Origin of the sequence: Psychrobacter sp. 1Y1 (assembly GCF_051847395.2) — a bacterium.
GTDB lineage: Bacteria > Pseudomonadota > Gammaproteobacteria > Pseudomonadales > Moraxellaceae > Psychrobacter.
The window spans coordinates 1,706,604-1,732,329 of record NZ_JBPYDF020000001.1 but is presented as its reverse complement, the minus strand read 5'-3'; the positions used below and the strand labels follow the sequence as shown (position 1 = coordinate 1,732,329).

General features: G+C 42.8%; 21 protein-coding genes. 10 read left to right on the top strand and 11 right to left on the bottom strand.

Annotated features, from left to right (window positions below; genetic code table 11):
• The first annotated feature begins 11 nt into the window (after positions 1-11).
• On the top strand, positions 12-404 hold the full coding sequence (gene cueR, locus ACS8FA_RS21205) for a Cu(I)-responsive transcriptional regulator (RefSeq protein ID WP_352309142.1): 393 nt from the start codon (positions 12-14) through the stop codon (positions 402-404).
• 516 nt (positions 405-920) lie between these two features.
• Here cueR and ACS8FA_RS21200 read toward each other — a convergent pair.
• Positions 921-2,008, bottom strand: a protein-coding gene (locus ACS8FA_RS21200) for an IS3 family transposase (RefSeq protein ID WP_426138840.1) whose coding sequence is annotated in 2 segments (ribosomal slippage) — positions 921-1,756 and positions 1,756-2,008 — 1,089 coding nt in all. Because the reading frame shifts where the segments join, the coding sequence is not laid out codon by codon here.
• Positions 2,009-2,184: 176 nt separating this feature from the next.
• Positions 2,185-3,306 (bottom strand): hypothetical protein, encoded by a 1,122-nt coding sequence (locus ACS8FA_RS21195; RefSeq protein WP_439265196.1) that lies wholly within the window; start codon positions 3,304-3,306, stop codon positions 2,185-2,187.
• Positions 3,307-3,582: 276 nt separating this feature from the next.
• Between ACS8FA_RS21195 and ACS8FA_RS21190 the strand changes: the two genes are divergently transcribed.
• Positions 3,583-4,503, top strand: coding sequence for a homocysteine S-methyltransferase family protein (locus ACS8FA_RS21190; protein WP_439265194.1), 921 nt, complete (start codon positions 3,583-3,585; stop codon positions 4,501-4,503).
• Positions 4,504-4,727: 224 nt separating this feature from the next.
• Here ACS8FA_RS21190 and ACS8FA_RS21185 read toward each other — a convergent pair whose 3' ends face one another.
• Positions 4,728-5,606 carry a DMT family transporter gene (locus ACS8FA_RS21185; RefSeq protein ID WP_439265192.1) on the bottom strand — a complete coding sequence of 293 codons (879 nt, stop codon included), beginning with the start codon at positions 5,604-5,606 and terminating at the stop codon, positions 4,728-4,730.
• Between the two features lie 126 nt (positions 5,607-5,732).
• Complete coding sequence (locus ACS8FA_RS21180; protein WP_439265190.1) at positions 5,733-6,449, bottom strand: SDR family oxidoreductase; 717 nt, start codon at positions 6,447-6,449, stop codon at positions 5,733-5,735.
• A 112-nt stretch (positions 6,450-6,561) separates the two neighbouring features.
• Here ACS8FA_RS21180 and ACS8FA_RS21175 point away from each other — a divergent pair, with 112 nt between their 5' ends.
• From ACS8FA_RS21175 to ACS8FA_RS21155, 5 genes are all read left to right on the top strand, one after another.
• Positions 6,562-7,419, top strand: a complete 858-nt coding sequence (locus tag ACS8FA_RS21175) for a LysR substrate-binding domain-containing protein (RefSeq protein ID WP_439265189.1) — start codon at positions 6,562-6,564, stop codon at positions 7,417-7,419.
• 494 nt (positions 7,420-7,913) lie between these two features.
• On the top strand, positions 7,914-9,425 hold the full coding sequence (locus ACS8FA_RS21170; protein WP_439265187.1) for a glycosyltransferase family 2 protein: 1,512 nt from the start codon (positions 7,914-7,916) through the stop codon (positions 9,423-9,425).
• A gap of 190 nt (positions 9,426-9,615) precedes the next feature.
• Positions 9,616-10,929 carry a glycosyltransferase gene (locus ACS8FA_RS21165; protein ID WP_439265185.1) on the top strand — a complete coding sequence of 438 codons (1,314 nt, stop codon included), beginning with the start codon at positions 9,616-9,618 and terminating at the stop codon, positions 10,927-10,929.
• Positions 10,929-12,230, top strand: coding sequence for a hypothetical protein (locus ACS8FA_RS21160; RefSeq protein WP_439265183.1), 1,302 nt, complete (start codon positions 10,929-10,931; stop codon positions 12,228-12,230). Before ACS8FA_RS21165 ends, ACS8FA_RS21160 begins: the two co-directional genes overlap by 1 nt.
• A 61-nt stretch (positions 12,231-12,291) precedes the next feature.
• The gene (locus tag ACS8FA_RS21155; protein WP_439265181.1) at positions 12,292-13,287 is read left to right on the top strand and encodes a glycosyltransferase family 2 protein; all 996 of its coding nucleotides are present in this window, start codon (positions 12,292-12,294) and stop codon (positions 13,285-13,287) included.
• Between the two features lie 64 nt (positions 13,288-13,351).
• On the opposite strand, the gene ACS8FA_RS21150 is transcribed toward ACS8FA_RS21155, so the two are convergent.
• The 7 genes from ACS8FA_RS21150 to ACS8FA_RS21120 form a co-directional block, all read right to left on the bottom strand.
• Positions 13,352-14,179 (bottom strand): hypothetical protein, encoded by an 828-nt coding sequence (locus ACS8FA_RS21150; RefSeq protein ID WP_057759973.1) that lies wholly within the window; start codon positions 14,177-14,179, stop codon positions 13,352-13,354.
• A 134-nt stretch (positions 14,180-14,313) separates the two neighbouring features.
• On the bottom strand, positions 14,314-15,309 hold the full coding sequence (locus ACS8FA_RS21145) for a DcaP family trimeric outer membrane transporter (RefSeq protein WP_227511216.1): 996 nt from the start codon (positions 15,307-15,309) through the stop codon (positions 14,314-14,316).
• A 203-nt stretch (positions 15,310-15,512) separates the two neighbouring features.
• Positions 15,513-15,992 carry an acyl-CoA thioesterase gene (locus ACS8FA_RS21140; RefSeq protein ID WP_439265179.1) on the bottom strand — a complete coding sequence of 160 codons (480 nt, stop codon included), beginning with the start codon at positions 15,990-15,992 and terminating at the stop codon, positions 15,513-15,515.
• A 167-nt stretch (positions 15,993-16,159) separates the two neighbouring features.
• Positions 16,160-17,833 carry a fatty acid--CoA ligase gene (locus ACS8FA_RS21135; protein WP_439265177.1) on the bottom strand — a complete coding sequence of 558 codons (1,674 nt, stop codon included), beginning with the start codon at positions 17,831-17,833 and terminating at the stop codon, positions 16,160-16,162.
• A gap of 167 nt (positions 17,834-18,000) precedes the next feature.
• Positions 18,001-19,203 carry a 3-oxoadipyl-CoA thiolase gene (locus ACS8FA_RS21130; RefSeq protein WP_439265175.1) on the bottom strand — a complete coding sequence of 401 codons (1,203 nt, stop codon included), beginning with the start codon at positions 19,201-19,203 and terminating at the stop codon, positions 18,001-18,003.
• Between the two features lie 73 nt (positions 19,204-19,276).
• Complete coding sequence (locus tag ACS8FA_RS21125; RefSeq protein ID WP_439265174.1) at positions 19,277-20,842, bottom strand: 3-hydroxyacyl-CoA dehydrogenase; 1,566 nt, start codon at positions 20,840-20,842, stop codon at positions 19,277-19,279.
• A 131-nt stretch (positions 20,843-20,973) separates the two neighbouring features.
• Positions 20,974-21,750 (bottom strand): enoyl-CoA hydratase, encoded by a 777-nt coding sequence (locus ACS8FA_RS21120; protein ID WP_201547210.1) that lies wholly within the window; start codon positions 21,748-21,750, stop codon positions 20,974-20,976.
• 329 nt (positions 21,751-22,079) lie between these two features.
• Here ACS8FA_RS21120 and ACS8FA_RS21115 point away from each other — a divergent pair, with 329 nt between their 5' ends.
• The 3 genes from ACS8FA_RS21115 (at position 22,080) to ACS8FA_RS21105 (ending at position 25,694) form a co-directional block, all read left to right on the top strand.
• A complete protein-coding gene (locus tag ACS8FA_RS21115; protein ID WP_101204502.1) occupies positions 22,080-23,234 on the top strand; it encodes an acyl-CoA dehydrogenase family protein in 1,155 nt (384 codons plus the stop codon).
• A 128-nt stretch (positions 23,235-23,362) separates the two neighbouring features.
• Positions 23,363-24,628 (top strand): MFS transporter, encoded by a 1,266-nt coding sequence (locus ACS8FA_RS21110; protein ID WP_439265171.1) that lies wholly within the window; start codon positions 23,363-23,365, stop codon positions 24,626-24,628.
• Positions 24,629-24,848: 220 nt separating this feature from the next.
• Positions 24,849-25,694, top strand: a complete 846-nt coding sequence (locus tag ACS8FA_RS21105) for an IclR family transcriptional regulator (RefSeq protein ID WP_101204500.1) — start codon at positions 24,849-24,851, stop codon at positions 25,692-25,694.
• Positions 25,695-25,726 lie beyond the last annotated feature (32 nt).

Sequence of the window (25,726 nt, the reverse complement as noted above, 5' to 3'; positions counted from 1 at the left end):
GGAGGAAAAATATGAATATTGGTCAAGCATCAAAGCAATCAGGTATCTCTACCAAAATGATTCGTTACTATGAGCAGATTGGCTTGCTAGAAACCGTAAATCGCTCAAATTCAGGTTATCGCTTGTATTCTAAAGACGATATAGACGACTTATGCTTTTTAAGACATTCTCGTGACTTAGGATTCTCATCTAAGCAAATGAAAGAGTTACTGTATTTGCGCAAAAATGCCAACCGTCAGAGTGCAGATGTTAAGCAACTGACACAAGAGCATATCGAAACGCTAAACCAAAAAATTGCCCAATTGCAAGAGATGGTCAACTCGCTACAGAATTCTTTTGATCATTGCGCGGGCGACGATAATGCAGAGTGCGCTATCTTAGAGGATCTTGGGCAAGGTCAATAAAAACTACTTTCGCTATATCAGACATGTCGGCATAGCTCCTTACTGTCAGTCGCCTAAAATATTCTCAACAATATCTGCACTCAAGCTCACACGATCAATCATTTCCACTAGAATAACCGTATAGGTAATACTGGCTCCATTGGTTAAAACCAATGGAGCGTTGCCGTTATGAATAGAGCCGTTAACAAGCACTATCAAAAGAGAAGTAAAAAATTAATATAGCTTAAGTATTGACGATCAGCTTAGTGCTAGTAGTTGATATCAGTCACACCTCAATGATAGGCACAGTTTTTCTGCATTTGGCGCCGAAGGCGCGTAGTTAATGACTTATTAAATTTCATCAAACTTCTGTTTTAGCTTGTAGTTATTACTCAGTAACCTTTGAATATCCGACTCTTCGAAACCCAACTGCTGTAGAAGATGAAGCTGAAAAACAGCTTCCATTTTTCGACATAGACTCCATAGCTTCTGGCCTTTAGGTAATCATCCCAACCATAAGACACTTATCAAATAGAATTAAGCTGCGTGGTTTAGTTTCTGCATTGGCGTAAAACCGCCATTGCCCATATTCGGGCGCTCGTGGTTGTAGTGATATAACCAAGCCTCAGCTTGCTGACGGACTTGGTCTAAATCTGTAAATAATTCCTGATTTAACCAATCATAACGCATTGTTCTATTATAGCGCTCAACATAAGCATTCTGCTGTGGATTGCCAGGCTCAATATAGCTTATCGTAATACCTTGATCTAAAGCCCAGTCTTTGAGCGCGTTGCTGATGTACTCAGGTCCATTATCACATCTTACCTGGACCGGTTTACCTCGACATTCAATCAGCTGATTTAAACTGCGTATGACTCTTTGAGCGGGTAATGAGAAGTCAATCTCAACGGTTAAGGCTTCACGGTTATAATCATCAATGACGTTAAACAGTCTAAACCCTCGTCCATCAGTTAAAGCATCATGCATGAAGTCCATGCTCCAGCTTTGGTTTATCTTATCAGGTACAGCAAGTGGCACAGGTTTGGCGCGCTTCATGCGGCGGCGAGGTTTGATTCTAAGGTTCAACTCAAGCTCACAGTAGATGCGATACACCCGTTTATGATTGTATGGCAGTCCCAGCACGTTACGCAGGCTTAAAAAACACAATCCAAAGCCCCAGTTCTTGTTCTGCTCGGTCAGATCTATGAGCAAGTCCGCTATCTGCTTATTCTCATCCGTTGCTACCGACTTGTGATAATAACAGGTGACGCTAATGTTAAAGATCAAGCAAGCTCTGCGGATACTGATGCCATGCTCTTTAATGTAGTGACAAGCCATCTCTTTGCGCCTGAGTGGCGCTACCACTTTTTTGACATGGCATCCTGTAATATGTCGGATTTGAGACATTCATCGGCATACATCTTTTTTAAGCGAGCATTCTCAACTTCAAGCTCTTTGAGACGAGTGATAAGCGCAGCATCCATGCCACCATATTTAGAGCGCCAGTTATAGAACGTGCTTTGGCCGACATTATACTCACGGCATAAATCAGCGATAGGTACGCCTTGTTCTGCTTGTTTAAGGATATTAACGATTTGATTATCAGTAAAGCGTGTCTTTTTCATAGGATTCTCCTGCTGGTGTATTTTAGCAGTTAATCTCTATTTCTAAGTGTTCTTATTTATTGGGGGGATTACCCTTAATAATTGTTTGAAGCATAATATAGAAATAAAAAAAGCAGATATTCTAGGATGTCTGCTTTTTTTGTCTTTATTATATAAAGTGGTATTTCAAATAGTCTTCACTCTTCTTTTACCTTAATTGGTGATAATGTAATATCAGGATAAGACTCATAACTTCCTTTCCAACCTTTATCCCCTGGAATTACTTTGATAGTCCGCCAATATTGTACATTGAGGCCTTCATTGCTTCTTTCTTTAGGTACGTATGTCTGCGGTATACAGAATTTTGATTTATCGGGTAAATGCTGTTCTAAATTAGAGCGATGAAAATTTACTTCATTTATTTTTGAAGCAACTTCTACCAATATGATTAAAGACATTAACGCTGAGTGAGACTCTTCATATGAAGGAGTTATTCCTTTGTGAACAAAGTGATTCCGAGCGAACCTCGCTTTACTTAATGACGAGTAAAGCTCTTCTTGTATGAATCCTTGCTGATACAACATTTCAATTTTATGTGCTGAATTCCATTGTTGAGAATCAATAAATTTTCGTCTTTTAGGTATATTTATAGACTTAGCATCTTTAACAATTGTTTCTTTCCAAATAAACTCAAGTATTTGTTCTATACCAATCCAAGCATGTGCTAGCGCCTCTCTCAATTGATATTTTTTATGATATGTAAATGCACCAATGAAAAGAGACGGTGATAATGTTGGCAATCTAGCTAAAACCTTATGACCATAGTTATAGGCTGTTGTAAATTTATCGGCTTCTATAATTTCAGGATTCAGTAACCTTATAGAAGCTAATGAGCCTGCATCACATTCTCCAATAGCACGATGAAATTCAGAATTACTACTATGAGTTGATGAGTGGCGATAATAGCCTGTTTCATTCATCTGCCCTCTTGATACATCTAGAGGTGAGATTGATTCAACACAGATTCCACCTAAGAAAACTGAAGCAAGAATACGATTAACTTCCTCAACAACTAAATCATCATTTTTAAACTCTTCAATGAATGGAAATATTAAGCTCCCATCAAAACCAAAGCATGCAGGAATTGGCTTTGGTAAATGTGCGTCGAAAAATTTACTTGCCCTATGAAGCTTCACGTAGTTATAAGTAGAGTTGTTTATCTCTTCTAGACTGGGTTCCCATTTATCTGATTCATCACGAGATATTAGTCTGAACGGCTTAAAATTCGCGATTAAAATTGGTACATTAACTTCACTCATATATTGCTCGATATTTTTGTAGCATATGACATCTTATTTGATTCCACCTTAATGATTCATAACATACCAAAATAGCTTATATTTCATCATCTAATATTCCACTAAACAACTTATTTGTAAACAACTGATTGTTAATAACTATAAATTAACGTTACTAACAAACCTGTGGTTGCATCTGACGTTTATTACGCCTAGTATTTCGCTCCTTTAAATAACTCTATTTTTAACGATAACACCTCTACAGGTTTGTCTACTCACAATAAAGAAGGATTCGTTATGCCAATAAATACAACCACAATTATTGATGGTGGCATGGGACGAGAACTGGCGAAGCGTGGTGCACCGTTTCGTCAACCTGAATGGTCAGCACTGGCAATGATAGAAGCGCCAGAGATCGTTCGTGATGTACACCGTGCTTATATCAAGAGCGGCGCGGCAGTCATTACGACCAACAGTTACGCGCTAGTACCCTTTCATATCGGCGAGGAACGTTTTGCAGCGCAAGCACAAGATTTGGCAGCAGCGTCAGGTGAAATGGCACGTGCAGCAGTGACGCTAGAAGGTACAGCAACCAAAGTAGCTGGCTCTATCCCGCCACTGTTTGGCTCCTACCGTGCAGACTTATTTGATGCTGACCACGTAGAAGATATCGCCACCCCACTGATCAAAGGTCTAAATCCGTATGTTGATTTTTGGCTCGCTGAGACTCAGAGTCTAATCGCCGAGTCTATCGCTGTTCGTGAGCTACTTAGTACGCTAGATACAGATAATAAACCGCTATGGGTAGCTTTTACTTTAGAAGACAGTATGGATATCGATGTACCACGTCTGCGTTCAGGAGAAACCGTCGAGGAAGCCGTAGCAACGATGGCTGCTCTCGATGTCGAGGCAATACTCTTTAACTGCTGCCAACCTGATGTCATCGAACAAGCACTAGATGTTGCGCAAACTGTACTGCAAGCAAAACAAGCGCAGCATATCAAACTTGGCGCTTATGCCAATGCTTTCCCGCCACAACCAAAAAATGCCGCCGCAAATGATACGCTTAATGAAGTACGTGATGATTTGACCCCGCCTGCCTATCTGCTCTGGGCACAAAAATGGCAGGCACAAGGCGCTTCATTAATCGGCGGCTGCTGCGGTATTGGCCCTGAGCATATTCAGGAATTAAGCCAACATTTCACTGCTACTGCCTAGACATAGGCTGATCTGAACATAGAAAATGTAAGATAATTAGATCGTTGAGCTCATCATGCTGACGACCATCGAATATTATTTGATGGTCGGCATGTTACTGGTCATGGAGCTAGTGCTGTAAGCGCGTCGAAAAACCTAGTAGCAATGGCAGGCTTAAATGAAATTATCGACTAGCTTGTCATAAGTATGAGTATTGTATTTTTAACAGCCTACCCTTCCTACCGCTACCCTGAAGTCTGTCTACCCGTTTGTATCCGTAGGACACCACTTAAAATCAGTACCAACGCTATAATTTCTAAGCTGGTGATGTCCTCGCCAATTATCGCGCCAATGATGACGGCAACGACTGGAGCAATATAAGTAGCACCAGCAGCCCGCACTGGACCTAACGTTTCAATAATAAAATAATAAATCAAAAAAGCAGCGCCAGTACCCAAAGCACCTAGACCAAGTATCGTTCCCCACATTGCCCTAGTATCTGTCGACAGCTGGGTTATACCATCGAAATCGATGAGTATCGAAAGCGTTATGACAGCCAACCCCACTTGCCAAGTGGCTAACGCCAGTGGCGGCAACCTCAAAGGAGACAGATAGCGCCGCGCATATACAAAAGACGCACCCACACTCAAAGATCCTGCCAACATCCACAAAACGCCAACGAGAGAGACACCAGTAGCGCCTTGCCATGGTCGCGCACTTAATGCGATACCAGCAAATCCTAGCGCAAGTCCAATCGCCATTTGCTTGGTCGGACGCTCATCAGGTAAGAACAGCGCCGCGCCCAAAAAGGTAAATATAGGGATTGAGCCACTTAATAGACCTGCAATGCTACTGGGCAATAGCGCCGTACCTGCGACAAATCCATAATAGTAAAAAGACGTTGCGAGCACTGACATCACTATAAAGTGTGGCAAATGCTGTAACTGCGCCCGAGTAATTACTTTGCTGTGCCAAGCAACTGAAACCAACGGCAAAAACCCAAATAGCAGGCGTAAAAATACGGTTTGTGAGGGGCTGATTAGAGCCGTCGCCCATTTCATAAAAATAAAATTCGACCCCCAGGTGATACCGAGGAGCACCAGTGCAGCGTATGCTCGAAACATAACATTGGCCTTAACAAATAGATGAGCTGCTTTTTTCAAGCAGCTAGCGTCGATAGTGTTTTATTGCTTGTACTAACAGTCTGGTATTAACTATCTTGTATCAATAGGCTTGTATTGATTGATTCGTTACACAGAGCGAATGACGCCACCATCAACCCGTATATTCTGACCAGTGATATATCCGGCAGCTTCGGATAATAAAAAGGCAATCGTTGAGGCGACTTCTTCAGAGGTGCCATAACGCCCCATCGGTACACTATCACGTCGCTCATCGACTTCAGGCAAGCTATCAATCCAGCCAGGTAAGACATTATTAATACGCACACCTTTTGCTGCATAGTCATCTGAGAAAATCTTGGTAAAAGCGCCAAGGCTGGCACGAAAAGCCGTTGACGTAGGAAAAAGCGCAGTCGGCTGCGTTACCCAAGAGGTAGATATATTGACGATAGCACCGCTACCCTGTGCCACCATGATTGGCGTGACCAAACGAATTGCACGTACCGCACTAAGAAAGTAAACCTCTAGCCCTTTATGCCAATCCTCATCAGTGATGTCTAAAATAGGTGCGCGCGGGCCGTGACCAGCAGAGTTCACAAGCGCATCAATACGTCCCCACTGTTGCATCGCCGAAGCAACCAAGCGCTGTACATCTTCATTAATAAGGTTGGATCCAGTAACACCAATGCCGCCCAGCTCTTTTGCTAAGGCCTCACCTTTACCAGAGGAAGATAAAATAGCGACATGATAACCATCAGCTGCAAGTTTACGAGCAGCGGCAGCACCCATGCCTGATCCACCTGCTGTGATAAGCGCTACTTTTTTTGTCGTTGTAATATTATTCATCTGTCTTTCTCCATTAGTTATCATTTCATTTATCATAACCAATAAAATCAGATTCCTAACATCATAATAAAAGATGCTAGACTGCAGAAAATCTACAGTCTAGGAAAATAAAGTGTCAAATAGTCATCGTACATTGCCACCGCTCAATGCCTTACGTGCATTTGAAGCTGCTGGGCGTCATCTTAATTTTCGGGTGGCGGCTGATGAGCTGTTTGTGACTCAGGTAAGAATGTTAGAGGAGCATATCGGCTTTCCTTTGTTTCAAAGACTACCAAGAGGCGTGGCGCTCACTAGCCAAGGTTCTGTTTACTTTGCAGAAGTTACGCGCGCTTTTAAAATTTTGGATAAAGCAACAGCTCAGCTACTAAGAGAACCTAAGACTGTCACTATCAGCGTGACACCGACTTTTGCCACTAAGCTATTACTGCCGCGCTTATCTGCTTTGACCGCTGCGGTCCTTGGTGTCGAGTTGCGTACTGTAGCGACTGAATCCGTTGCAGACTTTAACCGTGATCAAGTAGATATCGCGGTACGCCTAACGCGCCCACCATTCCCTGCGACATTTGATACTCATCTGCTGTTTGAACAAACGCTCGTGGCCGTGGCTAGCCCTCACTTAATGGCCAATAGAAAATTGCCCATATCAACAGAGGTGCTACAAGAGATGCCATTGCTCCATGACTCACATCATCATTGGCCACGATTTTTTGGTACTACAGGTAAGCTAGCCGGCGCTGTATTTAACCAGACCGCTTTGGCTTTAGACGCAGCGCTAGCGGGTCAAGGCATTGCGATTGCTTGTCAGGCGTTTGTACAAGCGGATTTGAATGCAGGAAGATTGGTGCAAGTGAGTGAGTCAACGCTAACAGTCGAGCCAGATTATTATCTCGTTCGCAAAAAGAATTCGTCATCAACACCAATTATCGACGCTGTCTGGAACTGGTGTGTCACTCATTTAGTACAGGCTTAGCACTGGCTTTATTTAGCTAGGGCTAGCTAAGCATTAAGTTAAGCGTCAATATAAATAATCTAATCTCAAACTGATTAACGTAATTAGATTCTGAAACTAACTACGATTTCAGTCGTGTTTTTCTATCCTACTACAGTCGTGCTTCAACCTACTGATATAGACTTGCTTGCCTACTTTTTTGCTTCTCATTTTTTCTCCTCGCTTTATCCTTTTACTACCTACCCTAACTCAAAAATAAAACACAGTTACCTACCCCCTTCTCAATCAAAAAACACCCTATTTTTACGTGATTAAAATACTAAGTTTTTATGTCACATTACGTACAACTTACACAGTTAATTTATCACGAACAATTATCGGCTAAATTATTACTTAATTTTGTATTAGTATGCATTGGTATTCATTAAATGACTGAGGATACAAGTACTTACATTACATATAAGCCCATTCTTTTTATATAAATTTCATTTGTTGTACATGCTTAAGGACCAGACATGACTGCTAACACACAAGAAGCTTTGACTAGCGCAGCACTCAGTTTTCAGTTGATGACGCGAGCTGAGCCTCCAGAGTTGGTTATTGCCACGATAAAGTCGTTATTAGCAGTAAAAGAAGCACGCGATGAGATATTGATTATCGATAATAATAATAAAGAGTCGTCGTTGTATGAGCCGTTGGCAGCATTTTGCCAAAGCTTAAACGCTGAGCTGAATGTCCACTTTTATCACATTGATCGTGTCGAAGGATTCAAAGCGGGTGCTTTAAACTTGGCACTTGGGTTAATGAGTCCAGACTGTAGTCACATTGTGGTGGTCGATAGTGATTACCAAGCATTACCACATGCTAGAGCCTCTATCATGCAGGCTATTGCCCAATATCCTGAGCATACCCTACTTCAGTTTCCGCAGTTTTATCGTAATGAAGGACAGCTCGATGCGCATAGCGAGTTGAACCACTATTTTAATCATCATTTATATCGTCCTTTTAATCGCAATCGCGCCTTATCAACGGGTACTTACGCAGTCATTCGACGCTCAGATCTTTTGAGCATAGGAGGTTGGTCAGGCGCTTCTATCACTGAAGATGCTCAGATGGGCGTGCTTATGCATCGACAAGGTTTTCGCAGTCAGTTTGTACCAGAAGTCATTGCCACGGGTTTACTGCCTAACACACTAGATGACCTAATATGTCAACGTCGACGCTGGATCTACGGCAATATGCAAGTGCTCACGGATTACCTGTCAGTTCCGTACAACTCCCCAGTTCAGTATGTCTCGCAATCCAAAAGTATGAGTGAACGTCTAGCATATATACGCGCTCATCTGTCTCAATTGAGTGCTTGGGTAAATTTCACAGGATTATTCATCCTTTTGCATATCTGCTCATTACTGGTGATGGTTGATATGCTTTTGGTAAATAACGCTAACGTGTCGATGCTTACCCCTCTATATGTGGTTTATACAGGCTATGCATTTTTTATCCTTAGACGTCTATGGGCTTACTGCCGTGATCAATCGCCTCTCAATCAACAAATAGATGACAGCCATCAACCACGTTTTGGTAGAAAAATACGTGCATGGTTGATGCACTTAAACTTTTGGGAGATTGGTGCCTTATCATGGCTTCCGGTGCTATGGGGACGAGAGAAACCTTTTGTCTGTACGCCAAAACAAAACTATATCCAAAGTCGTCAGTCATTACTCCTTAAGAATATAGCAGCGTTACCAAAACTGCTATTGGTGCTAAATATCATTACAGTCCTAGTTGTAGCGCCATTTTCACCGCTCTATTCGCCAGTACTATTTATCTGTGCAGTGGCAGTCTGTATTCTAAAACTAAGCGCAGCCAAGGTCGCAATGGATAATTTCTCTGATGCTCGGGCAGATATGCCAAGTATGAGTAAGGTTCTTAAGCAGACTTTAAAAGTAGCCCATGAAAAGAAGACGACTATCACAACATCTTATGCGACGTCTTTATTTAAAGATAAAAAAACCATCGATTCGTAAAAGTCAGTACTTATAAAAACAATACTTATAAAGCCAGCAATTCGTAAAAACTTGCGATTTATATAAGCCAATTTTGAACCAAGGTCATTCTATTGTCTTTTATCGTTTCTATACTAGGTTCCCTATACACCACTCTACTAACCAAAACGCTTATAGCCATGATGCTTATAACTATAAAGGTCTTAAAAACATGATTAGGTCTTCGAATTCACCGCTATGTATTGCCATTATCGCGCATTCACTGTATCCCATCGCCCAGCCATATGCGGGTGGTCTAGAAATGATTACCCAATTGATTTGTGATGAGCTAGTGGCGCAAGGTCATGAGGTATTGCTTTACGCTCATAAAGATAGCGAGACGAAAGCAACGTTGGTGCCATTATTGACTCGTCATGAGTTTAATAAGATGGTTTATGATAATGAGCATGAAACGGTCGCCATGGGCCGTGAAGAGATGTACCAATATCTCACCTATCAGATAGCCCTACGAGATATTATCGAACGTGATGAGCGCGGTGAAATTGATATCGTACATAACCACAGTCTGCATCATATTCCGATGATGACAGGCCAAGCGTTTGGCGAAAGGTTTTTTACCACTTTCCATACGCCTATTTTTCCGCAGTTACGTTTGGCACTTTTAACACTGCGCTCTGGTACAACCACTCAATTTACAGCAATTAGTAAGCACCAACAGCAGTTATTCGCTGAGTTTGTCCCTTCACAGGTGGTGTATAACGGCATCGATGTCGAATCCTTTATTTCCAATACAGAATCGCTTGGCAATACTAATGGTAGCGATGACGAGGTATATTTTTGGTATGGACGTATTTGCCCTGAAAAAGGCACTGATTTAGCCATGCGGTACTGCATGGAAGCTGGAAAAAAACTTATCATTGCAGGACCTAAAAGCAACGAAGACTACTTCAATCAAAAAGTAGCCCCTTTGTTGTTTAAAGACAGTAAGAGTGGCGATGACAAACTATTCAGTTATGTAGGTCATGTCACCAAGGACGAGATTAACAATTACTTATGCCAAGCAACTGCCATGCTATTTACTAGCACTTGGGACGAGCCATACGGATTGACCTTAGCTGAGAGTTTGGCATGTGGCACACCAGTCATTGGTTTCGATGCAGGAGCCAGTGCCGAAATTATTACTCCAGAGACAGGCGTCATCGTACCTAAAAAAGACAAAGTCGCCTTTATCAATGGTTTTTCTACGATTAAAAACATATCACGCCAAGCTTGCCGTGACCGTGCTTTGCAGTTTTGTTCAGTGTCAGCCATGGTAGACGGCTATCTAGCACTGTATCAAGCAGCGTTAAAAAATGGAACGGTGTTAATAGAAAATAATTCAGAAAGCTACATCAACAGTATCAGCAGTATCAACAGCTATGAGCTGTCTGATTTAACAAAAGACTCCCTGCAATTTTTCAATCAAGCCATTCAAGCGCCAGTTGAAACTGATAGCAGTCTTGTTAGCTTTTCTGAGGGATCATAATGATGCGTATCGGATATTATGCTCATCATCATGGCTCAGGACATTGCCGACAGGCAGACAAACTGGCTGCATTGCTACCTAATGATGCAAGAGCGCAATTAACGGTATTTACGAGCTTAGATATAAATAGCTATCGTTTTACCGCTATTGATGAACAACAAATCGTACGTTTAAATGCAGAAGATGAACGCCCAGATGACATACTAGCAGGTCGTGCAGGAGAATATTGGCAACCAGCCAGCCTACATTACTCGCCCGTAGGCAATGGCGACATTCAAAAACGCAGTCACCAAATACTAGACACTATCTTTCAATGTAAGATTGATCTGATGATTATCGATGTCAGCGTCGAGGTGGCAATGCTCTGCCGTGCGGCAAGTATTCCTTACCTTTACGTTAGGCTTCCTGGTATTCGCGATGATGCGCCACATTTGGGTGCATTTGCTGGTGCGCTTGCCTTACTAGCACCTTATCCTAAAGCATTAGAGTCTACCCAGACATCTGAGTGGGTCTGTGATAAAACGCTCTATCTTGACTTTATCTACTCTCAAAAAGCTGAGCCATATACTTATGAGAGCTTTATAGATATTTTGGCAAAATTAAGCGTGAACAATGAAACTTTTGTTCCTAAAACTACAAGCTTACCATCTGACAAGGCTAAATTAACAGACAAGTCCAAAGCTACAACACCTATTATCACCGTCATTAAAGGCTACGGTGGACACAAAGCGATTGACGAAAAATTACCAGAGTTGCGCTCACTGCTACCCGATACATTAATTGTCTCTCTCGGGCCTATAGACGATGACAAACGATGTTATGTCGATATCTCAGCTGAGGTAGATGACGTCACACCATTCATTTGTCATAGCGATTATCTAATGATGGCTTGTGGCCTAAACGCTGTCGCGCAAGCATATCATTACGATACGCCGCTCATAGTAGTACCTGATGATAGACCTCATAATGAACAAGCCGTCATGGCTGAAGCGTTAGTTACTCAAAATAAAGCGCTAAATTGGCAGCAGTTTAAAACCTTAATGAGCGTCAATGACGGTCAACCTGAATCTATTGCCCAAACAATTCATAGCCGAAGCAAACAACACCCTACTACATCGGTTGATAGCATTGAAAAAAATAACATTGAGGAAGATAGCGGCGAGGAAATCAATGCAGCTACGTCAACAGCTGCTCAAGCGTTTATGCATAGCACCATTGATTATCCTACTACTAAGCTTTGGTTTGAAAACTGGCTGCTTCCTCAACTCAACTTATCACCCGAATCAACAATTGAATTCTGACTTATTAAATATTGACTTATTAAAAATAACAGGCAACTTGATAGCAAGGCAAAGACAAGCGATGACCATTCAGCCAACGAGTAACGCTAGCACGACTTCTGATACTGTACCGATGACCGTCATTACGACTTGCTATGGTCGTAATCGTCATCTCTATAACCTACTCAGCAGTCTAGAAAATAGTAGTGTAAAGCCAGCCGAAGTCATTATCGTCAACGACGACGCCGATCCCAATCGGTTAGCTGAATTCTCATTAAACATTGTAAAGTTACCGACTACGGTTAAATCGACTGTGAATGGTGGTGGTGATACTACAACTTCAGAGTTTGATATCGGACATAATCGCAATCTTGGAGCGTTGCAGGCAACTCGCAATATGCTGATTTTTTTGGACGTTGATTGTATCGTAGCGCCTACGTTTATTGAGCAAATGTATAAGAAGCTTTTGCAATATCCTAATGCGCTTTTGATGGGTCAACCACGCTATCTAACGCGACCTTTATCACCAGAAGAAAGTACGCAATTAAAAATCAATCATCTGTCTTTCTCTGTTTTAGATGAGCTGTCTGTCTATAACCCTTATCGTTATAATTTTGATGAAGCTGACTCATATCCTACTGAAACAGAGCAAACAGCTATCAAACAGACTGAGGATTACGGTGCATTTTGGAGCCTATGCTTCGCTATCAAGCGACAGACTTTTGATAAGATTGGTGGTTTTGACACCCAATATACAGGTTATGGCGCAGAGGATACTGATTTTGCCTTTACAGCACGTCGGTTAGGTATCGATTTTTACCTCACTGCTGATATCGCTTATCATCAGCAGCATAGTGTCTACCGACCACCTCTCAATCATTTGGACAGTATCATTGTCAATGCCAATCGCTTTTATCAAAAATGGCACTGTTGGCCCATGGCAGGATGGTTGTCCCAATTTTCCGATATGGAACTGATTGATTGGACAGAGGAACAGTCGTTACCGATAGCCATACAACGAGAGCCTAATGACAAAGAGGTGGAGCTTTCTCATCGTCCAGACGCTCCTTATGTTTAACTATTTCTAACTAACGAAAACTTAGTTAATCAATATTCTAGTACCGGTGAGTAGTCACGCCATTCTAGTACCGATGAATAGTTACTTCTGTAGGTGGTCGACTCATTTCCTGACGTTCAAAATCCCAGTTATGCCCATGCCAAAAATGAGCAGTTTTATCATTGTCATTGAAACCGATCATTGCTACTTCTAATGGCAGTTTCGTTTTTCGAATACTATATAAGTATGCTCGAGCTGCCAGCATCAGCCGATACAATAGAAAACCTGATGAGGGTGCTGACGAATGAATATCGGTAAAGTATGGATAGTCAGCAACGACTTCATGACGCTCTGATAGCACACTGTGATAGGTAGGGCTTGACCATAGTTTTTGCATATTCGAAGGAATATCTAAGATGCGATGAGTAGTGATAGGATCGTCATTAGGGCTTGGGTCATCAGCTAATGTTGGAAACTGATAAGGCTGGTTGCTCGTCAATACTCCTAACGGGGCGGTTTCTGACATTTGCTCCATCACTGATATATGATTGCTTCTAGGTGGTAGGCCAAAATGCAGCTTACTGTCACCAATCTGACGAAAAAACAACAGCTTAGGTAGTGAACTAGCTAACTGATGGTTAGCAAAAAAATCAGCGTGAATAAAGTGATTAAATAACACTAAGACATCGTCGGGCTGTATTAGCATCTCAAGCTGAACCGTGGTGACAGCAGGATTATTTGCAATTAGAACGACTCGTTTAGCTTGCTCTAGTGCAGTCTGTATAACGACTGGTAGCGTTAAGAAAGCAGACCGCGCTGTGCTTATATCATTAGATATATATTCACTATTCTCTGATAGCGAGATACTCTGTTTGAATATTGGTTTTTCTGTATTGGACTCTGTATTAGACATAGCAACCTTAGTCAATTTGAACTTTTGATTGCTACTTTAGCATTATTAGCGATTTTATAGAAAAAGCTTTACCCCTATTATGCATGGATAAAGCCTTATCTTAATAAAAGTCTACTACTCCATACTTATTCAACTCAAAAATCATATTTTGCCATTATTTCAATTTGCTGACCTGCTGGCATCCATGGGAATGTCGTTACGTCCTGATTTCTCCACTCAATACCCAAATCTAGATCTGGTAAATACTCATAGATAAGGTTTGCACTTTTTACATTGGCAGAAGTGTCTGCCGCATCGTCTACATTTACCTCACCATAACGCAAGTTGCCACGCAGCTTTTGGGTAAATTGATGCTTATATCCTACGCTATAGCCAGTTTGCGAGATAAGCTTCCCATCTTCAGCATCACAGTCTACGCCGCCATTCATAACTAGCGGTCCTCCAACACAGATGGCAGAATAAGCACCCATGCCTTTACCATTGTATATACTGGCATGGAGTGAATCTTTACCCAATGTCAGCTTGCCCGCTAAAGAAACACCGATACCCACATCTGAACCATCTCCGTTCTCAGCATCACGAGCTGTGACAGCCACGTTATAATCAAAGTTAGATATCTTATCTTTATAGCTGACCACCATATCAGGTAAGCTCGCATTATCATAAACAGGATCTTGCGCCGTAAAACGCAGCCCCTTATAAGTATAGTGCAACGTCAAATCTGGACGAATATAAGAACCTCCACCAGAGGCCGTGCCCAAACCAGTACCCCAGAAGTCAAGCTGCTCCGTAGAAAGAGGCGCCACTGCCAAAAACTGACCGTTCCAAGTCTTACCCACTGTCAAATTATCAACCTGAACATACGCATGACGCAAGCGCAGATTTGAGCCGCCCTTGGCGTAATCGCCATAAAAATCACCTTCGATAAACCCCGTGAGTTTTTTATCATCTACCGACTTGGTCGTTTTAACATTGATACGAGACTGTCGTAAATTACCCTTAAATTCCGACTCGCCTTCATCAGGAGAGTTAAAAGCACCTTCTGCTTTGATGTAACCACCGATACTCAAAGTCGTGTCACCTGTTGTCACAAGATCGATTGCTTGCGCAGATACGCATGTTACAACCATAGCAAAACCTACAGATAGCCTTTTTATATAAAGCATCATTCATTTCTTCCCTGTTTTATGTTGATATCCTTATCAATCCAATTGCTACTACATTTTCTCTAGTCCATAAAAATAAATAATCCTTTTAGATGAAAATTAACTGCTACTTAATAACTACTGTTCAATTAAAAACCCTAATCATAATTCGACCGATATATTAGCTGTTACGCTTCTTGATTAATATTCTCTAACGCAGCAATCGCTTCTTTTTGCGACTCATCGATAGGCTTTTTTTGCCCGCTCAATTTATCGAGATATACCAACACCGACTCACCGATTGCAACGACAGTTTTCTGAACCGTACTGTAATAGGTATATTCATGAATCAGACTTGAATTACCAATTTTTTTGACCTTGACACCAATCCATAATTCATCAGGATAGGCAACGGATATTAAATACCGACATGACGAGGCAGCCATCACCGAAGACGTTTGTTCGTTAAATAAACCAAGCCGCCTATTGTAGTAGATACGAGCGTTTTGAGCATATTCGTAATAAACCACATTATTGACATGACCAAAGGAGTCCATATCACCCCATTCCACTTGCTGAGGATAAATAACGGTAAAGTCATGCAATGGGTGATTATCATCGCTTGTGACAATCTCTTGTATTTCTGGGAACGTAGGCGCAGCTTCCATAGTTTTTCTCTTTTTATTAGACAGGTTTTGTTATATAGATGATGAGTGTAACTCAGGGTGCTCGTGACTCACACACCTTCCCCATCCCTAGCATTTAGTCAAACACTAGGGTTTATGCAAGCTTTCGCTTTTGTCAAAGTCGATTTAATGGTGACCAGATTGTTTGACTAGATAAGATTTTCTGAGTACATCGAACGCATGCGTTTTTTATCGAGTTTACCGACGCTGGTTTTTGGCATGTCTGGCAAAAACCTCACTTCACTTGGCACACCGTATTTTGGCAGATGACCTCTCTCTACTGCTTGATGACCCAATGCCAAAATATCTTCCATTTTTGTGTCGACATGGTCTGGTTTTAGCACGATCAATGCCAAGGGACGCTCGCCCCAACGCTCATCTGGCACACCAATCACCGCGATATCAGCCACACTCGGATGAAAGGACAAAATGGTTTCTACCTCAAGCGAGGATACCCATTCGCCGCCAGATTTAATGACATCTTTGAGCCTGTCTGTAATGCTTAGCGTGCCATCAGCGGTCATGCAGGCGATGTCTTGAGTATGCATCCAGCCACCTTTCCACAGCTCATCACCTGCATCGGAGTTTTTAAAGTAGCTTTGGGTCAGCCAAGGCGCGCGTATCACAAGCTCACCTGTTGACTGGCCATCCATTGGTTGTGGTTTACCATTCTCATCCCAGATCTCCATCGATACCAGCATAATTGGCGAACCTGATAGACAACGATAGTTAAGGTTATCCTCTAGCGTCATTGACTCTGTTTTGTCATCGAATACTGCTCGAGACAGTACAGGGCACGATTCTGACATACCAAACCCCGACATAAACTCTATGCCACATTCTATAGCTGCCTTTGCCAAGCCTTCGTTAAGCTTTGAGCCACCTAGTAACAGTTTAAGATCTTCAAATTTGCGACCGCGTTCTGCCATTTCTTTGAGAAGCATCTGCAATATTGCTGGGACACCATGTGATAGCGTGACTTTGTGCTGCTCGATCAAGTCGACCAATTTTGGTGCCAGATATCTCCCGGGATATACTTGCTTGAGTCCTATCATGGTTGCACCATAAGGCCAGCACCACGCATGTACATGAAACAAAGGCGTCATCGGCATATAGACATCGTTGTAGCGCGCGCCTTGACCTTCGGCATTGAGGGCTGACGCCAAGGTACTTGCCATTGTCTGTAGTACAATCTGTCGATGAGTAAAGAAAACCCCTTTTGGATCGCCTGTCGTACCACTGGTGTAGAACGTAGTCGCGACGGTATTTTCATCAAAATCTGGGAAGTCAAACTTGTCACCAGCAGCGGTCAACAGTGCCTCATATTCGCCATCGACATAGTCCGGTAGCTCAGCTTTATCGTCTTCTTCATCATCAGCCCACATTACATGCTCGATAGAAGGCGCATCGTCACGATAGTCTTTAATCATTGGTGCAAATTCGGCATTTAACAGCAATGCTTTTGGCGCAGCATGATTGACGGTATACAGTACTTTTTCTTCAGACAGACGCACATTAACGGTTTGCAAAATCATGCCCGACATTGGTACTGCAAAGTATGCCTCAAGGTAACGATGACTGTCCCAGTCCATGACCGCGACCACATCACCTGCCTGTAAGCCCATATTTTTTAATACATTGGCCAAGCGATTAATACGTTTAAAAAACTCAGCATAGGTATAAGTGACTTTGTCGGCATAGCTAATGGTTTGGTTGGTGGAAGCAATCTTGGCGCGGTTTAGTAACTGTTTGATAATTAACGGGAACCCATACGCGTCTTTGGCTTGATGGTAGTTATCGTGTTCGTTGAGTATGGTTGTCATGGTATCTTCCTTGATAATAAATTGTCCTTGATATAGGCAACCTTCTACAAAAGAGTGACAGCGTTACCCTCACTTGAAGTATCACATACATCTGTGCTCGGTTGCCTTGTGTCTCTTTTAAACTGAATCAACTATAATCAGTAATGGGGCGAGCGTGCTTTTGCGCATCAAACGCGTTCTATCACCATGGCAAGCCCTTGCCCAATACCAATACACAAGCTAACCACTGCATATTTTCCGCCCGTACGCTGTAGCTCTCGAGCGGTACTCAAGGCGATTCTTGCACCTGATGCGCCAAGCGGATGGCCGACAGCGATGGCACCACCATTGGGATTGACACGCTTATCATCAAAATCAATGTCCAACCCTTTTAGACAACCCAGTACCTGTGAGGCAAAAGCTTCATTGATCTCAATGACAGACATATCATCAAGGGTCAAACCAGCACGCTTTAGTGCCAGCTTAATCGCTTCAACAGGACCCACGCCCATGATATTGGGTTCAATACCCATTGCTCCTGATGATAAGATCTTGGCAATTGGCTTAAAGCCTAGCTTTTTCTCTGCTTGCTTTGAGCCGATGATGAGCGCAGCTGCACCATCATTGATGCCAGAAGCATTACCTGCGGTGACGATTCCATCTTTGTTTAATGGTTTAAGCTTTTGTAGTGCTTCAATATTAGAGCTGGCGCGAGGGTGCTCATCATCTGTAACGACTTTTTCGGGCAATTTCTTACCTTGGGAGACAGTAATAGGTGTTATTTCATCGTCAAAAAACCCTGCTTGCTTGGCAGCTTGGTACTTGGCTTGTGATGCTGCTGCAAATTTATCGGCTTCCTCTCGCGTAATACCATACTTCTGCGCGACATTATCGCCCGTCTGCGGCATGGTATCACTGCCGAACTGCTCAATAATCTTCGGGTTGGGGAAACGGCTACCGATAGTCGTATCAAATACTTTGAAGTCACGGCTAAAAGGCTGTTCTGTCTTGGCAAATACAAACGGTGCACGCGTCATCGACTCCACACCACCTGCTAAAATAATATCCCCTTCGTTGCACGTAATACTGCGAGCAGCATCGACAACAGTAGACAGACCTGATGCACATAGACGGTTGACTGTCTGACCTGGGGTAGTTACATCCAACCCTGCTAACAGAGCCGCGTTACGCGCGATATTGCGAGAGTCCTCGCCTGCTTGGTTAGCGCTGCCTAGCAACACTTCATCAAAGATATCAGCAGATAGTTGGTGCTTTTCGACCAACGCTTTCATCACGGTGGCGACCAAATCATCAGCGCGTACGGTTGCTAATGCGCCAACATATCGACCAAAAGGACTTCTTAATCCATCATAAATATAGGCATCTAACATAACGTTTCCTTGTCGTATTTTTTGATTCTGAATAATGGTTTTATGGTTTAATAACCATATCTTGTCGTTCAAATTAGTAAGTGTTTTGCTGAGTAAACAATGACATATCAAGATTGGCACGGCGCTGCAACCAAGGGCTTGGACGGTAACGTGGGTCACCTGTCAGCCCGTAGATACGCTCTAAAATAAGCAATACACGCGAGGCGCCAAGATGATCGCCCCAAGAGATAGGACCATATGGATAACCTAGCCCAAGCTTGACGGCATTATCGATGTCCTCAGGTGAAGCAATCCCTTGCATAGCAATGTCACAACCAAGGTTAATCACCATAGCGACCACACGTTGTGCCACAAAGCCGATGCTTTCGGCAATCAGCGTGGCACCGATCATAGGCTGTGTGGTTGCCTCACTGGCAGCCAAGCCTTTACTGAATAACGCATAAGCTTGTGCGATAAATGTTTCCTGCGTGACGAGACTTGGCATTAAAGTACGATACTTTGCTAGTCCAGTGAGCATATCAATGGCAACGGCTTGCTTGGGATCGACCTGATAACGAATCGCAGCATTAGTCGTATCTTCGCCATAGGGTGCGAGCAGCACCAAACTATCAGGGTTTGGCTTGTCGTTGTCGTCGATAGTGATACCCTGAGACTTTAGGTAATCGACCAGCTGATTTTTGTCTTCTGCCAGATCAGCGCCAACCCAAACTGAGGTAATAACGGCATCAGATATGAGTGCTTCGAACGACTGATCTTGAGCAGTAGCTGCTGACAACTTCTGACCGTTTTCATAGTGATAAAACCCTGCACCAACCTTACGACCAAGCTTTTTACCTACTAGCATTTGACGGGTCAATGGATGCGGACGATAGCGCGCTTCGTGATAGAACTGATTGTAAATCGACTCCATCACGGGGTGCGACACATCGATACCAGTGAGATCTAACAGCTCAAACGGCCCCATGCGAAATCCTGCGCCTTCACGCAAAATTCGGTCAATATTCTCAAACGTTGTTACCCCTTCACCCAATATTTTTAACGCTTCTGTGCCGTATGCTCTACCGCCATGATTGACGATAAACCCCGGTGTGTCTTTTGCTACCACACCTAGATGACCCATACGTTTGGCCAAATCGGAGAGAACGTCAACCACTGATTGCTGAGTAGACAGACCTGGAATGACCTCTACAATTTTCATCAAAGGGACTGGATTGAAGAAGTGAAATCCTGCCACGCGCTCTGGATAATTACAGTCAGCAGCAATTGCGGTCACTGATAAGGAGGAGGTATTGGTTGCCAAAATAGTATCGGCGGTGACCACACCTTCTAACTGGGCAAAAAGCTGTTTTTTGATGTCTAGATTTTCGATAATGGCTTCAACTACTATCTCAGCAGTCGCAATTTGGCTAAGCTCTTGTAGCACCGTCAAATTACTTAAAATATCCTGTAGCTGCTCATCGGTAAACTTGCCTTTAGCAGTAAGTTTTTCGAGGGTACTTCGCAAGGATTGTCGTCCTTGTTCAGCAGCGCCTGATTTGGCGTCATATAACAGTACTTGGATACCAGCTTGAGCAGCAATTTGAGCAATACCCATGCCCATAATACCAGTGCCTATAATGGCAATTGTGTTCACAGTCATAATAACTCTCTACATGATTTGCTATGAAATTTCGGTTCAAAGGTGATAACTTGCTTCAAAAGCGATCACAATGTGGCTTTGAATTAACGTGCTTATGAATTCACATGCTGATGAATTGACGCGGCTAGGGATTAATGCCCTTTATATTCTGCAGGACGCTTTTCTAGGAAGGCTTTAGCACCTTCTTTTTGGTCGTGAGTATTGAACAAAATCTGGAAAGCCTTGCGCTCTAGAGCCAATGCACCTTCTAAAGGCATATCAACACCTAGATTTGCCACTTCTTTGATTTGCGCTAAGGCAATGGGAGAGTAATGTGATAGCTGCTCAGCAATCTCAATGGCGCGTGTAATAGTAGCCTCATCTTCAACGACTTCAGATACTAGCCCCATTGTGTCCGCCTCATCAGCGCTGATCATATCGCCCGTTAGTACCATTTTCATGGCCTTATGTTTGCCAATCGCGCGAAACAAACGCTGCGTTCCGCCAGCACCTGGCATGAGTCCTATCTTGATTTCGGGTTGACCAAATTTGGCAGACTTGCCTGCGATGATGATGTCAGCATGCATCGCTAGCTCACAGCCACCGCCCAAAGCGTAACCATTGACGGCAGCAATAATAGGTTTTTGGCAGTTAGTAATGGCAGCCCAATAGCGCTCACTATGACGCAGGTACATATCCACTGTACTTGTAGTCAAGAAATCATTGATATCCGCACCAGCGGCAAACACCTTGTCACCACCAGTAAGGACGATCGCTTTGGTTTGTGGGTCATCATTTAATTGAATGAACAGATCTGCCATTTGTTGACGTAGCTCGCTGTTTAGTGCATTGCGCACTTTGGGGCGATTAAGTCTAATGACACTCACGCCTTCTCCTTTTTTCTCACAAATAATGAGTGGCTCTTCCATGATCGACTCCTTAAACATCATTCTTGCATAAAGTATAAATACCCTAACAAAGCATTTATTTTGAATATTAAATATCGCTATGCGGTATTTAATATCAATATATACTGTTTATTTTGGTTTGTGAAGCATAAAAATTTGATAAATTAGAATAAATGTAAATTAAAAAGCTATATTCAATTATATAAATACCGCAATGCGGTTTTTTAAACCAAAACTATTGTAATTTAATAATTCATCGATTATGCTGTTTATCCAAGGAAGTCACATTATTTAATACAGTCACAGAGCCGATACTGATATCAGGCATCAATCAAACAAGGAAGATTCATATGATTAGAGATAAAGAGACCCTCGACCACATCACCCAAACCATTCGTAACTTCGTTAACGATCAACTTATCCCTATGGAACATTGGGTTGCAGAAAATGACCGCCTTCCAGAAGAGATCATTGAGCAAATGCGAGAATTAGGGCTTTTTGGACTGACCATACCCGAAGAGTACGGCGGACTTGGTGTCACTATGGAAGAAGAAGTCACGCTGGCATTTGAGTTAGGACGTACCTCCCCTGCGTTTCGCTCATTAATAGGGACAAATAATGGTATTGGCTCATCTGGCCTAGTGATTGATGGCACTGAAGCACAAAAACAGAAGTATCTACCTCGGTTGGCCAGTGGGGAAATCATCGGTTCATTCTGTTTGACCGAACCGGAGTCAGGATCAGATGCCGCCTCATTGAAAACGACCGCTATTAAGGATGGTGATACTTATATCATTAATGGCACCAAACGTTATATCACCAATGCCCCGCAGGCTGGTGTATTCACTGTCATGGCACGTACTGATCCACAAAACAAACGCTCTGGCGGTATTTCAGCATTTATTGTGGAGAGTGACACGCCTGGTATTACTTTGGGCAAAATTGACAAAAAAATGGGTCAAAAAGGCGCGCATACCTGTGATGTGATCTTTGATAATTGCGTCGTACCGGCGGATGCGCTCATCGGCGGTGTTGAAGGTGTTGGCTTTAAAACGGCCATGAAAGTGCTTGATAAAGGGCGCTTGCATATTGCAGCAGCCAGTACTGGAGCCGCCACTCGCATGCTGAATGATGCACTCAACTATGCTGTCGAGCGTAAGCAATTTGGTCAACCGATTGCCAGTTTTCAGCTTATCCAAGGTATGCTCGCTGACTCAAAAGCAGAAATCTATGCCGCCAAATCCATGGTATTAGACGCTGCACGTCTGCGTGACGAAGGCAAAGACGTCGTTACCGAATCCTCATGCGCCAAAATGTTTGCCACTGAGATGTGTGGCCGTGTTGCTGATAGAGCGGTACAAATCCATGGCGGTGCCGGTTATATCGCAGACTATGGTATTGAACGTTTTTATCGTGATGTACGTCTATATCGTTTGTATGAAGGTACCACACAAATTCAGCAAGTCATCATTGCCCGCAATATGATTAAAGAGGCCAGCGAGTAATCCCTACCACTTTTTCATCCACCAAAATGCACGGCGGTATTTGCTAGGATGCTGATACCGTTCTCCTCTATTTTTAACATTACGCATCAAATTAGTTTTTCATTCTCACAACGTTAAGGATATAAATTGTGAAAAGTGTCGCTATAACTGCAGATCCAAGTATAAGCTCCACCCAAAAACAACCTTGGAAACTGGCCTTTGTTTTTTGTTTCTTAGTTTTATTATGTGATGGGGCTGATATCGGTATTCTTGCCTTTACCTTATCCAGCCTAAAACTAGAGTTTGCACTGACCAATGTACAAGCTGGCGCTCTAGGCAGTTGGTCCTTATTTGGAATGGCAATCGGTGGGTTCTTTGGTGGTTGGGCTTGCGACCGCTTTGGCCGAGTACGTGTCATCGTCCTGGCTACTGGCATGTTCTCTATATTGTCTGGTTTTAGTGGATTGGTGCAGAGCTATGAGCAGTTTGTCACGCTACGGGTTATTGCCTGCTTGGGGCTTGGTAGTCTTTATATCGCTACCAATACGCTTATGTCAGAGATGGTACCTACCAAACATCGAACCACCGTCCTTGCTGCATTAATGACTGGATTTACTTTAGGCTCATTGGTTATCACCAGTGTATCCGCTTGGATTATCCCTAGCTATGGTTGGCGCACACTATATCTACTGACGTTTTTGCCGATACTTTTGGCAGTATCAATGTACTTTTTAGTCCCTGAACCCCAGTCTTGGAAAGACGCTCGAGCATTAAAACTGAGCGGCGCACTAGACACACTCAAAAAAGCAGAGAACCCATACAAAGCGATAATGGAAAATCCGAAACACCGTATCATGTTTATCCTATGGTCAATGAGTTCAGGACTTTTGTTATTTGGCTATTTTGGTGTCAGTAACTGGCTACCTTCTTATCTAGAAACTGAATTGGGTATCAAGTTCAAAGAAATGGCACTGTATATGGCGGGAACGTACCTGACTATGATGTTTGCCAAAGTCGTGGCTGGATTCATGGCTGATAAAATCGGACGTAAGATAGTATTTGCCTTTGGTACGATGGGCACCGCATTGTTTATTCCCGTTCTAGTGTATATGCATACGCCAGAAAATATTGGTTGGTTAATGATCACCTTTGGTTTCTTATATGGTATCCCCTATGCCATCAACGCCACTTACTTGACCGAAAGCTTCCCTACTGCTATTCGCGGTACTGCTATCGGTGGTGCATTTAATATTGGACGGCTTGGCTCTGTGATTGCTCCTGTTGCCATCGGTTATATGGCCATGCATAACTCTATCGGCGCAGGTTTATTACTTATGGCAGGTGCATATTTCTTATGTGGTCTTATCCCTACTTTGTTCATTAAAGAAAAGCAGTACGATCCACAACAAGCCTAACCATACCTCTTATAACGACTATTGCTACCGTTCATACCGCATAGCGAAACAATAGTTTCTCATTATGCTATGCTGAGAATATGAAAGTAAATTGATATAATATAATCAAAGAGACAGTGGGTCACTGTGGGCTGATATTAGCTCACAGAATGCTATGAATAATAAAGTTTTGTGATTTTATAACGCTTGTATGAATTTGATTGGGGATAATAGACGACATATGACTAATGATACCCTTACCGATGAAGACGCTAACAATGAGATGCATATTGAACTGTTAGAACCCATTGCAGAGATGAGAGATAAAAACGACAGACAGTTTGTCACAGCGTTGGCTCGAGGGTTAGAGCTGCTGCGTTGTTTTACCCCGCAGCGGCCTTATTTAGGCAACCAAGACCTAAGTCAGCTGACAGGACTTCCTAAAGGAACCATCACTCGTCTGACCTATACGTTGGTCAAATTGGGATATTTAAAACAATCGACCAATAGTAGTAAGTACCAGCTCTCGACAGGGGTACTAAGCTTTGGTTATACCATGATGACCAATATCTCTATCAATAACCTTGCGACTCCTTATATGGAAGAGCTAGCAGACTATGCCAATAGTGCCGTTGCCATGGCTACTCGTGATCGACTGATGATGGTGTATCTAAACGTTGTGCAAGGCCAAGGAACCACGACCATGCAGCGCAATGTCGGCTCTTATCTGCCTATTCATTTAAGTTCGATGGGGAGAGCCTGCTTGGCGAGTATGCCACCTGCTGAGCAAGAGTTTATTCTTAATGCGATTCGTAGTAAGTATAAGGATGATTGGCTAAAGATTAGACGAGGATTAGATAAAGCCTTTCAAGACTATGAAGACTATGGTTATTGTTTTTCAATTAGTGAATGGCAAAAAGATGTCAATGCGGTAGCCATTGCGCTGATGCACCCGACGGAAGGCTTGCTCACTTTTAACTGCGGCGCACCAAGTTTTATCCTCAGTCGCACCAAACTAGAAGAAGACATTGCCCCTCGCCTACTACATATGAAAAATATGATTGAGAGTAATCTATATATTAGCTAGCATCACTCAAATGTGCCCTATAAGAATAAAGA